The sequence below is a fragment of the Anaerobiospirillum thomasii genome (assembly GCF_900445255.1).
GTDB classification, from domain to species: domain Bacteria; phylum Pseudomonadota; class Gammaproteobacteria; order Enterobacterales; family Succinivibrionaceae; genus Anaerobiospirillum_A; species Anaerobiospirillum_A thomasii.
The window spans coordinates 96423-109644 of sequence record NZ_UAPU01000007.1 but is presented as its reverse complement, the minus strand read 5'-3'; the positions used below and the strand labels follow the sequence as shown (position 1 = coordinate 109644).

14 protein-coding genes and 1 tRNA gene are annotated in these 13222 nt (G+C 42.7%); 8 read left to right on the top strand and 7 right to left on the bottom strand.

Going from position 1 to position 13222, the window contains the following annotated elements; translation table 11 throughout:
• The first annotated feature begins 40 nt into the window (after positions 1-40).
• From rlmB to DRZ93_RS07615, 5 genes are all read left to right on the top strand, one after another.
• Positions 41-820 carry a 23S rRNA (guanosine(2251)-2'-O)-methyltransferase RlmB gene (gene rlmB, locus DRZ93_RS07635; RefSeq protein WP_113744085.1) on the top strand — a complete coding sequence of 260 codons (780 nt, stop codon included), beginning with the start codon at positions 41-43 and terminating at the stop codon, positions 818-820.
• 276 nt (positions 821-1096) lie between these two features.
• Positions 1097-1528 (top strand): 30S ribosomal protein S6, encoded by a 432-nt coding sequence (rpsF, locus tag DRZ93_RS07630; RefSeq protein WP_113746251.1) that lies wholly within the window; start codon positions 1097-1099, stop codon positions 1526-1528.
• 14 nt (positions 1529-1542) lie between these two features.
• Positions 1543-1773, top strand: coding sequence for a 30S ribosomal protein S18 (rpsR, locus tag DRZ93_RS07625; RefSeq protein WP_113744087.1), 231 nt, complete (start codon positions 1543-1545; stop codon positions 1771-1773).
• Positions 1774-1799: 26 nt separating this feature from the next.
• Positions 1800-2252 carry a 50S ribosomal protein L9 gene (rplI, locus tag DRZ93_RS07620; protein WP_113744088.1) on the top strand — a complete coding sequence of 151 codons (453 nt, stop codon included), beginning with the start codon at positions 1800-1802 and terminating at the stop codon, positions 2250-2252.
• Between the two features lie 42 nt (positions 2253-2294).
• Positions 2295-2370, top strand: a tRNA-Ala gene (locus tag DRZ93_RS07615).
• A 166-nt stretch (positions 2371-2536) separates the two neighbouring features.
• Here DRZ93_RS07615 and DRZ93_RS07610 read toward each other — a convergent pair.
• The 4 genes from DRZ93_RS07610 to DRZ93_RS07595 all read right to left on the bottom strand — a co-directional run bounded on the left by DRZ93_RS07610 (position 2537) and on the right by DRZ93_RS07595 (position 6545).
• On the bottom strand, positions 2537-3352 hold the full coding sequence (locus DRZ93_RS07610; RefSeq protein WP_172458126.1) for a DNA adenine methylase: 816 nt from the start codon (positions 3350-3352) through the stop codon (positions 2537-2539).
• 99 nt (positions 3353-3451) lie between these two features.
• Positions 3452-4618 carry a prephenate dehydratase gene (gene pheA / locus DRZ93_RS07605; protein ID WP_113744090.1) on the bottom strand — a complete coding sequence of 389 codons (1167 nt, stop codon included), beginning with the start codon at positions 4616-4618 and terminating at the stop codon, positions 3452-3454.
• Positions 4619-4742: 124 nt separating this feature from the next.
• Complete coding sequence (locus tag DRZ93_RS07600; protein WP_113744091.1) at positions 4743-5486, bottom strand: Bax inhibitor-1/YccA family protein; 744 nt, start codon at positions 5484-5486, stop codon at positions 4743-4745.
• Between the two features lie 351 nt (positions 5487-5837).
• Positions 5838-6545, bottom strand: coding sequence for a GntR family transcriptional regulator (locus DRZ93_RS07595; RefSeq protein ID WP_113744092.1), 708 nt, complete (start codon positions 6543-6545; stop codon positions 5838-5840).
• A 229-nt stretch (positions 6546-6774) separates the two neighbouring features.
• Here DRZ93_RS07595 and DRZ93_RS07590 point away from each other — a divergent pair, with 229 nt between their 5' ends.
• The 3 genes from DRZ93_RS07590 to DRZ93_RS07580 all read left to right on the top strand — a co-directional run bounded on the left by DRZ93_RS07590 (position 6775) and on the right by DRZ93_RS07580 (position 9782).
• A complete protein-coding gene (locus tag DRZ93_RS07590) occupies positions 6775-7728 on the top strand; it encodes a sugar kinase (protein WP_113746250.1) in 954 nt (317 codons plus the stop codon).
• 4 nt (positions 7729-7732) lie between these two features.
• Positions 7733-8707, top strand: coding sequence for a bifunctional 4-hydroxy-2-oxoglutarate aldolase/2-dehydro-3-deoxy-phosphogluconate aldolase (eda, locus tag DRZ93_RS07585; protein ID WP_113744094.1), 975 nt, complete (start codon positions 7733-7735; stop codon positions 8705-8707).
• 169 nt (positions 8708-8876) lie between these two features.
• Positions 8877-9782, top strand: a complete 906-nt coding sequence (locus tag DRZ93_RS07580; RefSeq protein ID WP_113744095.1) for a flagellin N-terminal helical domain-containing protein — start codon at positions 8877-8879, stop codon at positions 9780-9782.
• 105 nt (positions 9783-9887) lie between these two features.
• On the opposite strand, the gene ppk1 is transcribed toward DRZ93_RS07580, so the two are convergent.
• The 3 genes from ppk1 to DRZ93_RS07565 all read right to left on the bottom strand — a co-directional run bounded on the left by ppk1 (position 9888) and on the right by DRZ93_RS07565 (position 13144).
• On the bottom strand, positions 9888-11999 hold the full coding sequence (gene ppk1 / locus DRZ93_RS07575) for a polyphosphate kinase 1 (protein WP_172458123.1): 2112 nt from the start codon (positions 11997-11999) through the stop codon (positions 9888-9890).
• Between the two features lie 110 nt (positions 12000-12109).
• A complete protein-coding gene (locus DRZ93_RS07570; protein WP_113746248.1) occupies positions 12110-12760 on the bottom strand; it encodes a hypothetical protein in 651 nt (216 codons plus the stop codon).
• A gap of 9 nt (positions 12761-12769) precedes the next feature.
• Positions 12770-13144, bottom strand: coding sequence for an outer membrane protein assembly factor BamE (locus DRZ93_RS07565; RefSeq protein WP_113746247.1), 375 nt, complete (start codon positions 13142-13144; stop codon positions 12770-12772).
• Positions 13145-13222 lie beyond the last annotated feature (78 nt).

The window sequence follows — 13222 nt, the reverse complement described above, 5'->3', positions numbered from 1 at the left end:
GATAAACTTAGGGCCATAATTTTTAAACGGGCATTTATATATGATACATAAAAGTAAAAAGGGTTTAAGAGAGCTTGTCTATGGCATCAATGCCGTGACAGCAGCGCTTGAGAGCGCTCCTGAGAGCATCATTACAGCTTATATTCTAAAGGGCAAGGAAGATAAAAGACTTGAGACCATTGTGCATCTTCTAAAGGCATATGGTATTTCCATGCAGCACTCATCACGTCAGTATCTTGATGAAAGATCACAAGGCGGCGTGCATCAGGGCATTATGCTTGAGGTTAAAGCTTCCCCGCCGCTTACTGAAAGAGATCTGCCTGCTATTTTAGATAAGGCACAGGATAATGGACAGGATATGCTGGCCCTGATTTTAGATGGGGTTACCGATCCTCATAATCTTGGTGCCTGCATGAGATCTGCCTGGGGAGCAGGGGCCTGCTGTGTTATTGTACCAAAGGACAAATCAGCTTCATTTACCGCAGCAGCCAAAAAGGCAGCCTCAGGCGCTGCAGCTGTTATGCCGCTTGTCTACGTTACCAATCTGGCCCGCACCATCGAGTATTTACAGGATGAGCGCGACTTTAGAGTGGTAGGTATGGCAGGTGAGGCAGAGGATGACATCTACAAGAGCGATTTGACAGGAGCTCTTGCCCTGGTTATGGGCTCTGAGGAGAGCGGTATGCGTCGACTGACACGTGAAAAGTGCGACAGCATCACCAAAATTCCAATGGCCGCAGGCGTTGAGAGTCTTAATGTGTCAGTTGCAGCAGGCATTGCGCTGTTTGAGGCCAGACGTCAAAGAGGACTGCAGGACTAAAAGGTGCTAGCCTTAGTATAAAATGGCGCCTTAACTATGTCAGAGCAGCAAGTAGAAGCTCATATATGCCAATGGAATTTAAGGCTTTTGCGTCTTAAGATAAAAAGCTTTATAAAATCTGACTTGGTTCAAAAAAATACTTGCAAAATTATTTTTTGAGATTAAAATATTTGCCATTCTGTCGTTTCAGAAATTTTTTCTTATTTTCTGAATTTAGCTTCCTTGTCTACTAGATCTGACAGATATCTTTAGACTTTTAACCGTAAGGGGCATTAAATGCGTCACTACGAAATAGTATTCCTGGTTCACCCAGATCAGAGCGATCAGGTTCAGGGCATGATCGAGCGCTACACAGCCGAGATCGAAAAGACCGGCGGTAAGATTCACCGTCTTGAGGATTGGGGCCGTCGTCAGCTGGCTTATCCAATCGAGAAATTGCACAAGGCTCACTACGTTCTTATGAACGTTGAGGCTGAGCAGGAAGCCATCGATAACATCGAGAACAACTTCCGCTTCAACGATGCTGTTATCCGTAATCTCGTTCTCCGTACCAACGGTCCAGTAACCGAGCAGTCACCTATGCTGAAGGCTCGCGAGGAGCGTCGTGCACGTGATGAAGATCAGGACCGTCGTCAGCAGTTCAACAAAGACGCCGATGAGGCTGAGGTTGAAAACAATGCTGAAGAAGCAATTGAAACTCAAGAGTAAGGGAGAACTTTAAAATGGCTCGTTATTTCCATCGTCGTAAGTTCTGCCGTTTCACTGCAGAAGGCGTAACTGAAATCGATTACAAGGATGTTGCTTTATTAAAGAACTACATTACCGAGTCAGGTAAGATTGTTCCAAGCCGCATCACCGGTACATCTGCAAAGTACCAGCGTCAACTGGCAACAGCTATTAAGCGTGCTCGCTATTTAGCTCTTTTGCCTTACACCGATCTTCACAGCCGTTAATTGGTTGTTAAATAAGGAATTGCATAATGGAAATCATTCTGCTTGATAAGATCGCTCACTTAGGCGGTCTCGGTGACAAGGTTAAGGTTCGCAATGGCTATGCCCGCAACTACCTGTTACCACAAAAGAAAGCCGTTATGGCTACTAAAGAGAACCTGGCTAAGTTCGAGGCACAGCGTGCCGAGTACGAGGCTAAGCTGGCTTCAGAGTTAAAGGCTGCTCAGGACAGAGCCGCCAAGTTAGCCGAGTTAGGCACTCTGGTTATCAAGGCTAAGGCCGGCGATGAGGGCAAATTATTCGGCTCTATCGGTACTCGTGATATTTCTGATGCTCTTACTGCCCAGAGCTGTGAGATCCACAGAAATGAAGTTCGTCTCCCAGACGGCGTTCTGCGTTCAGTTGGCGAGTACGAAATTGCTATTCAGCTTCACGCTGATGTAAAAGCAGTAATTACTTTATCTGTTCAGCAGGACAAGTAATTTCAAAAGTGGCGGAGTAAAATACTCCGTCATTTCATTTGTGGGGGTATAGCTCAGCTGGGAGAGCATCTGCTTTGCAAGCAGAGGGTCAACGGTTCGATCCCGTTTACCTCCACCATCAGATTCCCATTTTTTTATTACTCTTCTATCTTTTACCAATCATTCTCTCTTAATAGTCTATTATTGTCGTGCCTCCGCTTTTTATATAAAAGCTGCAGCAACGTGCATATATAAAAAAAGTCCGGACCGGCCAGACTTTTAACATTTATAGCTTGTCTTTAAGCTTAAAAATAATTTCTTATAACCACCTCTGAGACCTTGCCGCGGTCTTTGTGATTGGCATTTATAAAGCGTGTGGTTTTAACCTCGGTTATAGAGAAGTTGGCAAAGAGTTTTATAACAGTCTCTGTCATAGAGTTTGATAGCATAAATTTAATGCCTCTTTTATCAAGGCTCTGACAGGTTTCAAGCAGCTGTCTGTGATCAGAGTACATAAAGTTATCTGAGGTATAGCGCGTAAAGCTTGAGTCCTTTAGCGGCATATATGGCGGGTCAAGATAAACAAAGGTGCCAGGTGTGAGACTGTCTAAGACCTCTTTAAAATCAAGACAGGTCATTTTAATTTCACTGTCTGCAAAGTAGTCTATAATGGCACGGGCTCTGTCCATATGCAGTATGGTAGGGTTGGCATACTTTCCAAAAGGAGTATTGAAAAAGCCTTTTGAGTTGACGCGATACAGACCGTTAAAGCAGGTATGGTTTAGATAGAGCAGTCTTGCCACCTTCTGAGCATCACTTCTTTTGCTGTAGCCCTCAACATCTCTGTCCCAGGCTCTAACCTGCATATAGCATTCTTTGGTGTTCTCAAAAGTATCGATTACTGCCTTGATCTCATCTAACTGCGTGCCAATGATTCTATAGAGTGTCATCAGCTCCTGATTTATATCATTGATCCAGGCCTTTTTAGGATGAATGTGGAAAAATAGTGAACCACCACCTACAAAAGGTTCGCAGTAATAGTCATAATGCTCAGGCATGAGCTTTTCTAGTGTAGTCAACAGGCGTTTTTTACTGCCCACCCACTTAACTAAGGGCAGCATGCTGTTATGTTCCATAAAATGTATATGCAGTTGAAGGTTGATAAAGATTTGATTATAGCATGTCATCTGCCTAGATACAGAAGATGACATGGCTTTTATTTAATTTCTCTGCTCTTTTTCACAGCTTGCATAGCATCCAAGGATTTTAAGCTCGCCGGTGTGCTCGACAAGGTTGGACATAATCTCCTGCATAACTGATGTATCAAGATTGGCCTGTACATCTGCAAAGAAGATCTCCTCCCAGGTTTCATTCATCTGTCCTTCACGTGGACGGGAGTGGAGCTTGGTCAGATTGATATGATGTCTGTTAAACTCATTGAGCACAGCTACAAGTGAACCTGGTTCATATTTCTTGGTAGTAAAGATAATAGAGGTTTTGGCATCAACAAAGGTTGGTATGGATATAGGAGTCATGGACATAACCACAAAGCGGGTAAAGTTACTGTGATTATTGGCTATGTCTGAGACTATGGAATTTAACTTATAGTAAATGGCTGCATTTTTAGAGCCTATGGCCACAATGTTTTTATCTTTCTTTTCATTGATAAGCATCATGGCATCTGATGTGGCCTTGGTGTAATGGATACGGGCCTTTGGCATATGCTCACTGATAAAGTGCGAGCACTGTGCAATAGGCTGCGGATGTGAGTAGATATCTGTGACATCTTTCAGATCGGTTGCAGGATCGGTGCACAAAATGGAGTGATCTATTGGATAAAAGAGCTCACCTACAATTGAGGCTTTAGTGGTCTGAATGACATCAAGCACTTCATTAATGCTGCCTGAGCTTGAGTTCTCAATAGGCAGTACACCAAACTCGCAGATGCCACTTTCTACAGCATGAATGATATCGGCAAAGGAATTACAGCCTTTTTCCTGAATCTTGCCTGCATATGAGTCAAGAAATTTATGGGCGGCAAGATGAGAGTAGGTACCTGTGGTTCCTAAATAGGCCACAGAGGTATTGCGCCTGTAATTGCGTGATGACATTTTGTCAACGATAAAGCTCTGCTCATCTGAGACTGTATGAGCCATAATGATTTTGTACATATCATTGACTAAAAGCGGGGATATTTCCAGATCAAGGGCCATCTGCATCAGACGGCTTATTTTTTCATTCTCGCGGTTTTTATCGGTAATAGGCTGATTGTGCTGCAGCTTATAGGTGGCAATATCAAGGGCTACGGCTTTGCGCTCTTTGAGCAGTTTTAATATTTTCTGATCTATATCGTCTATAGCATCACGACATTCTAATAAATCACGCATGATGTAAATTCCAATGTGTTAAGCAGTAATATGCAACTAATATTTAATATATCATAAATAGAAAAAGGCCGGTTTAACAGAAAAACCGGCCTTTTTTAGAATTTAGCTTATTTTAGTGCACAGCTTACTCACGCTTTGAGAGCAGACGCAGGATCTCAAGGTAGAGCCAGCAGATGGTAACGAGCAGTGAGAAGGCATTGAAGTACTCAAAGTACTTTGGCAGACCCTGATCAACTGATACCTGAATGTTGTCAAAATCAAGGATGAGGTTGAAAGCTGCAATGGTGCACACTACAAGTGAAATACCAATAGACAGAGCACCACTTGATGGAAGCAGAACCACATCAAATAATGACAGTACCATGTGCAGAATATAGATTACAGCAACAGCTAAGGTGGCACCTGTTACAATGGCTCTGAACTTTGCTGTAGGCACAATGATTTTAAACTTCCATAAGGCCAGCATGACCAGCACCACGGCAAAGGTTGAAATCACTGCTGTTGAGACAATACCTGGATATTTAAACTCAAAGACAGCTGAAATCACGCCTAGGGCTACACCCTCAAGGACTGCATATAAAGGAGCTGTATACATAGACAGCTGAGGCTTGAAGATGGTGAGCATGGCTATTGCAAATGTAGCAATGGCAGAGCCGATGGCTAAGGTGTTGGCAAAGCCTGCATTACCTGAAAAAATAAGACCGAAGGTATAGTTCATGGCAAAAAAGCCGACTATAAAAGTTAAAGCGACAAGAATTAATGACTTGGTGGCAGTACCTGATACAGTGGCTGCAGCCTCTACACCTCCAAAGTTAAACTGACCTGCCTGTGTGGCAATAACACGCATGGCTGGATTTGAACTTTGCATTTTTATCTCCTGTAAATTAAGTATCTGACACTATAGTATCATAAAGACAAAAGTGCAGAAAAATGTTTTTGCATTAAATATTTATATTGATTAAATTCATCATTTTTTTAATATTTGTATATAAAAAGCTGATAGCCTAAAGTAGTAAAAAAGTAACAATTGTGCCTTGCTTGGTACTTTACTCCATGCTCTTTTTTTACATTGCTACTCTAAAAAGATAGCGAAGAGATAGTAAATACCAGCTATAGAGACAATAAAGCTATAAAAGCGCTGTGTAACTTACAGATAAAGACAGAACAATGATCTGAGCAGCGCTCAGATCGTTATGGCTCGGACATTATTAAAAGAGAGTTAGTCTATAAAGTACGAGTGCGTGCACTTGTCCATAACACTTTGCAGTGAGATATAGGTCTTGTTGATATGATCGCACATAGCCTTATGGGCTGCAGCTGCTTCATGCTCTGCTATGGCTTTTATAATGCTTTCGTGGAAAAAGCAGGTGGTATGAATAGGAGTAAGCTCATTTTCAATGGATAAAAAGCGCACACGATCCATAGTACCTTTGACACCCTCTACTATATCCCATATCTGATTCAGACCTGACATTTCAATTAGCATACGATGAAAGACATCATCAAGGGCAAAGTGCTCATGCAGATTAAATTCAATGGCTGCTATTTTCTGCGCCTCAAGATTGTCCTCAAGCTGTGCAAGCTGAGCCTGATTAATATGTTCAGCAGTAAGGGCTACAGCATGACCTTCAAGAGCTATGCGTATCTGACAGCCCTGACGTATGCTCTCTTTTGATATGCAGCTTACTCGGGTGGCTTTTTTGGGCTCAATGGTGACAAAGTTATTGTTGGCAAGGCGGATAAGGGCCTCACGCACAGGCTGACGTGAAATATTGAAAAGGGCGGCTATTTCATTTTCACTTACTCTGTCAAAAGGCTTGTAGTGGCATTCAATAATGGCGTTTTTAAGATATTCATAGACCTGTGAGGCTATGGGTTTATTCTCATCAAGTTTAAAATAGATCTGATCTTTTTTGTCTGTGGCCATATCTGCTCTACCATAAGAGTTAAATAGTTGATATATAAACTTTTTAAGTTAAATTTAACCCAAAATAAGCGCAATAAACCTAAATTTTTTGATTTTGAGTTTTAGAAAAATGATATCAATTTTGCAACACTCATCATACAAATTTAATTTTATTAGCTCTTTATGGGTGCTATAATATTTTATTATAAACGTACAGTTGCTAACATCATTTTGTTATAGGAGTTATGTTATGGGTAAAGGATTAATGCTCGCCGGAGAGCCAATGGGTCTGTTAATTGCTCAGGCAGAAGGTTCACTTGACAGCGTCAGCGGATATTCACTGGCTGTAGCCGGTGCCGAGTTCAATGTGGCAACAGGTTCAGCCCGCCTGGGTCATAAAACTGCTTATCTTACCAAGTTAGGAGATGATCCTTTTGGCAAACTTATTGCCCGTACCCTACGTAACAACGGCATTATGGATGATCTGGTGCTCTATACTAAAGAGCGCTCAACAGGCTTTATGTTAAAGAGCAAGGTTTCAAAGGGCGATCCTGAGATTTTCTATTTCAGAAAAGGCTCTGCTGCATCCACATTAAATGTCGATGATGTTGAAAAGATTGATTTTACACAGTTCTCCCATATTCATCTGACAGGTATTCTGCCAGCTCTTACCGATGATACCAGAGCTGCAGTATACAAGATGATTGACAAGGCACGTGAGGCCAACCTCTTTATCTCATTTGATCCAAATCTGTGTCCACAGCTGTGGCCTTCAAAAGAGGTTATGGTTGAGACTATAAATGATCTGGCTTCCAAGGCCGATATGGTGCTGCCAGGTGATGGCGAGGGTGAGATTCTCTGCGGTACAACTGATCCACATGAGATTAATAAATTCTACAGAAATTTAGGTGCCAAGATTGTAGTTACCAAGTGCGGTCCTGATGGTGCCTTATGCTCAGTTGAGGACAGAGAGTTTATGACCCACGGCTTTGTAATTGACAAGGTTGTAGATACAGTAGGTGCCGGTGACGGCTTTGCCTGCGGTGTTATCACCGCTTTAATGGAAGGTCTGCCACTTGAGAGCGCTGTTGAGAGAGCTTGCGCAATTGGCGCCATTCAGTGTACATTTGTAGGAGATAACGAAGGTCTTCCTACACCTGAGGCCTTAAAAGAATTTATGTCAACCCACGCACGCAGAGGTTAATAATATGACTCAGTCAGTATTACAGCAGATTTCAGAATATGGTATTGTGCCACTTGTCACCCTGGATGATCCAAATGATGCAGTGCCACTGGCCAGAGCTCTTGTAGAGGGCGGCATTCCTGTAGCTGAGGTTACCTTCAGAACAGCAGCCGGCGGCGAGAGCATCTTACGCATGGCCAAGGAAGTGCCTGAAATTTTAGTGGGTGCAGGTACTGTACACAATATTGAGCAGGCTAAACAGACTGTAGACAACGGCGGTAAGTTTATTATCACCCCAGGCTTTAACCGTGAGGTTGTAGAGTGGTGTGTCAAGAACAATGTTGAAGTCTGCCCTGGTACTGTAGTGCCATCAGATATTGAAGAGGCTATGAACTTTGGTCTAAAGACTGTCAAGTTCTTCCCTGCCGAGGCTTATGGCGGCATCGAGACTCTAAAGGCTTTAGCCGGCCCATTTGGTGATATCAAATTTGTTCCAACAGGCGGCGTAGGTCTGCACAATCTTGAGGAGTACCTCAATCAGCCTAACGTAGCAGCCGTTGGCGGCAGCTTCATTCCACCATCAAAGATGGTCAAGGAAAAGGACTGGGAAGGTATTGCCAGTCTGGCCAAGAGCATTATGCGCAAGGTCTTTGACTTTACCGTAGGTCACGTTGGTATCAATGCAGGTACCGATGACAATGCCAAGCAAATTGTAGCTGGTATTGAGGCCTTATTTGACACTGTTTCCAAGGATGCTGGAATTTCATACTTTACAGGCAACATTGCAGAGGTTATGAAGGATCCATTTGTAGGTACCCACGGTCATATCTGTGTTGATACCCGCGATCTGCCTCGTGCCTATGCCATGTTAAAGCGCAAGGGCGTCAAGTTCAATGAGGATCTGGTATTTTATGATGCCAAGGGCCGTTTATTAACTGCCTACCTCAAAGAGGAAATTGGAGGCTTTGCCTTCCATATCCGCCAGCGTCCTGGCAAGTAATCCAATCACTAAATACTCTTTTTATCCTCAAAGCGCATCGCAAGGTGCGCTTTTTTGCGCTCTGTACTTTTTTAAATCAGATCCATCATTTTTGTAAAAACACGTAAAGTTTGCACTACCAAAGCCGTTAATATCAATAAATATATACATATAATGCAGGAGAGATAAGATGGCGCTTTATGTTAAAACAAACATAAGCTCGATTAATGCCATGCGTAACCTGAATAATGTTACACAGCAGCTTGATACTGTCTATAAGCGTCTATCCTCTGGTCTTAGAATTAATTCAGCAAAGGATGATGCTGCAGGACTGCAGATAGCCAATCGACTTACAGCTCAGATTAATGGCCTAAATCAGGGCAACCGCAATACCAACGATGGCATAGCTATGGCTCAGACTATGGAAGGAGCCATGGATGAAATGACATCTATGTTGCAAAGAATACGTACCCTTACCATTCAGGCAGCCAACGGTACAAATAATGCCAAAGATCGTCAAGCTATACAGCAGGAGGTCACACAGCTGTCGCTAGAGGTGACACGCATTGCCTGTCAGACCAAATATGGTGGTGAAAAGGTTTTGGCAGGTGTTGGCGGTATTATCAATGACAAAGGTCAGATACAGTTGCAGGTAGGCGCCTATGCCGGTGACACCCTGACTATGACAGGTTTTAGCCTGGGCTATACCTTATCCATGATTGCCGATGCCGCCAGCAAAAAGCCTGAAGCTGACGGAAAATCAGGTCTTATTCTTGAAAATGGCATCTCACGCTTTACTGTAAGTACACAAAGTGCAGCCAGCACTGCTTTGAGCGCTGTTGATGATCTTATCTCTGTAATTGATAAACAGCGTGCCCATCTTGGTGCCATGCAGAATCGCATGGAGTCAACCATACGCAATCAGTCAAATTCAGCCATGAATCTTGCCGATGCCAGATCGCGCATACGTGATACAGATTATGCAGAAGAAGCTGCCAGACTCTCACAGCTGATGATTATTCAGCAGGCTGCAGCCTCTATGCTCACACAGGCCAATCAAAGGCCGCATCTGGCTCTTAAGCTGCTTGGCGGCTAGTTTTTATATATCTTAAAGCAAAAGTGCTGTCCTCACACCTGACAGCACTTTTTTATTGTCTAGTGCAAAAAGAGCGCCTTGAGTCTTTTTGCAGCTGGCTTTAATTTATGCATCAGCCTTAGAACTATACTTTTTATTACCCCTGGGAGGTTTTTTATCATCACTCTCAAGCTTCTTTTCCACGCTCTCAAGATAATCGCACACGGCAATCTGAGCTCTGACCTTGATATCATCATTTGACGGCTGTACATAATTGTTTAAAAGCTTGTCATCAATGATACGGGCCTTTTGATTGTCAGAGGCCTGAATCTTGAAAATATGCATAACTCTCTCACGCAGCTTTGGATCAAGAATAGGGGCACCCACCTCAATACGATAATCAAGGTTACGTGTCATCCAGTCGGCTGATGAGATAAAGACATCAGGATCATTATTGTTGCAGAAAATCATAATGCGCGGATGCTCAAGGAATCTGTCAACAATAGAAGTAACAAAGATATTTTCAGACAGACCCTTGATGCCAGGGCGCAGTGAGCACATGCCACGGATAATGGCTCTGACTCTGACGCCAGCCTGTGAGGCCTTGTACAGTCTCTCAATAAGACCATTGTCCACAAGATTGTTAATCTTGATATGAATATAGGATGGGAAACCCATAGAGGCATTTTCTATCTCACGGTCAATCATGGAGTAGATTCTGTTTCTGGCATTGATTGGTGAGACTAAAAGATGTCTGTACTGCGGTCTTGTATATGGATATTCGATAAAGTCAAAGACAGAGTTGACCTCGGCTGTAAGCTCAGGCTTTACAGTAAAGAGGGCAAAGTCTGTGTAGATCTTGGCTGTCTTTTCATTAAAGTTGCCGGTACCTATATGGGCATAGCGTACAAAGCCTTCATCCTCCTTTCTGGTGATAAGGCACAGCTTGGAGTGGATCTTAAGGGTTGGCAGACCAAATAATACCTTAACGCCGGCATCGGTAAGACGTGAGGCCCATTTGATATTGTTGGCCTCATCAAAGCGGGCTTTGAGCTCTACCACTACAGTTACACTCTTGCCATTGTTGGCAGCATCTATAAGTGAGTCTATAACACGGCTGTTGGAGGCTACACGATAGATATTGATCTTTATAGACAGTACCTTTGGATCATATGAGGCCTGGCGCAGGAATTCTGTAAAGTATTCAAAGGAATAATATGGATAGTAAAGCAGAATATCCTGGGTCTTAATAGCCTCAAATGGGGTTATGGCTCTGTCAAAATGATAGCTTGGAATCAAAGGCAGACGTTGGTTTTCAAAGCCATCATCACCTACACTTGGGAAGGAGAGCAGATCTTTGAAGTTATGATATCTGTTACCTGGCATGAGCGAGTCAATTTCAGACATCTTAAGCTTGCCTGCAATAAATTCAACCATAGGCTTTGGCATGTCTCTGTCATAGGCAAAGCGAACAGGCATGGCATTGAGTCTTTGCTTGATGGACTCTGACATACCCTCTAATATACCTTTGTCCACAAGACCTGTAAGATCATATTCAGCATCACGGTTCATCTTGATGGAATAGGCCTCAATGACAGAGTAGTCAAAAAGACCTTTGAAAATAGTATCAAGACCTATGCGTATGACGTTATCAAGGAAGATAAGGGTAATGCCCTCACCCTCAGATGGCATGCGTATAATGCGCGGCACCACATCTGATGGAATTTCAATTAAAGCATGGTTCTGACCCTTATCACCAGACATTCTGACTACAAGATAGGTATACTCGTCTTTTAAGAATGACACCAAATCGGTAGCTCTGGTCACAATAATAGGGTTTATATGCTTTAGCACATGATGCTTGAAGTAGGATTTGACCCAGCTTATCTGATTTTCAGTAAGCTGCTTTTCATCGCGCAGGAAAATATTGTGGGTCTCAAGCTCATTAAATACATCATGGAAAATTTTATTTAAAATACTCTGATACTCATTGGCTGCAAGCTGCACCTGACGTAAAAGGCGGCTTGGCTCCTCACTGTCATTGCCGCTTTCCTTGGCAATAATGACCTGACGCTTGAGTTCTGCCACTCTTACTTTAAAAAACTCATCCTGATTGTTTGAGTAGATGCCTAAAAATCGCACTCTTTCAATAATTGGAACGGAAGGATCGGAGGCCTCCTGCAGTACACGGCCGTTAAAAGCCAGCCAGCTTAGCTCCTTAGGTATTAAAGTATCCATATATTTCACCATATAAAATTTTAGGTCAATATATTATAGGCTTAAGATAAATAACATGTTAAAGCCATGTCAAAATTATGCAAAAAGTCTGGTATTTTAGAGAAAAGTTTTTATTTTTTAGCCTTGGTACTGGCCTTGTCTGAAAGCCTTTTTAGCCTTCTGTCCTTGGCTTTAAAGTAATTTTCATTATATTGATTGGAGGCAATGCGCAAAATAGACAGAGCATTATAATTGCCAAGACGTACTGACTGCTCAAGCATAGAGGCACCCGTGGCAAGCGTTTTTCTGTCTTTTATAAAAACAGAGCCCAATGTTTCATAGCCATCTGCAAGGCCCTGCATATTGAGCACTCTTTGAGCCCAGTAGGCACCGTTTAACAGATCATATCTTTTATAGAAGTAGCGGCTGATGTGAGAGGCAAGATTAGGACTTCTTACAATCATGTTAAAGGCGCGGTCATCGCCAGTCTCATGAGCTTTGATGGCGCACTTTTCAAAGATTTTATTGGGGGCTAATTCAAAAAGAGCCATGCCTCTGTCAGATTTCATATCTGCAGCCGAGCGCATGTACATGGACATTATTTCATCAAGAGAGGATAAATCGCCTTTGATGCACTTCAAAGTCAGTGCAGAAAAGGTGTCTTTGTGCATTTCAAGATCAGAGGGTCTAAGTTCAACAAGATCTTCTTTAGACTCGTCATTTTCAATAGTGCAGCCTGTCATCAGGCTGCAAAGTAACAGTGCACAAAGAATTTTATACACGCTGTAATCCTAAATATCGCTCAGATCCACCTTATTGACAATAGTGCTGTTTTCATTAAAGGCAGCAGGCTTTTTAAAGTCACCTGCAATATCAACCAGGGTTCTGCCGTTAAAGAGCACAATAAGATTTTTTATCTGTGGATCAGACCAGCCCTCACGCAGATAATGCACATAATACCAGCGTGTGTTGTCAAAAGGATCAACCAGCATAGGGGTGCCCAGGACAAAACGTACCTGCTCATCAGACATGCCATAACGCAGTTTATCAATATTCTCCTGCTCCACAAAGTTGCCCTGAGCTAAATCGGCTCTGTAGGCACATGAGGTGGTAAGGGTCATGGCAGCTGCTGTGGCTGTAATAAGTGCTAATTTTTTAAAGTGCATAGTAAAAGGCCTCAGATAAGAGGGTTTAAAATTCGATTTACACACTAGTATAATAATTCTTTTATAAAATACCTAGTT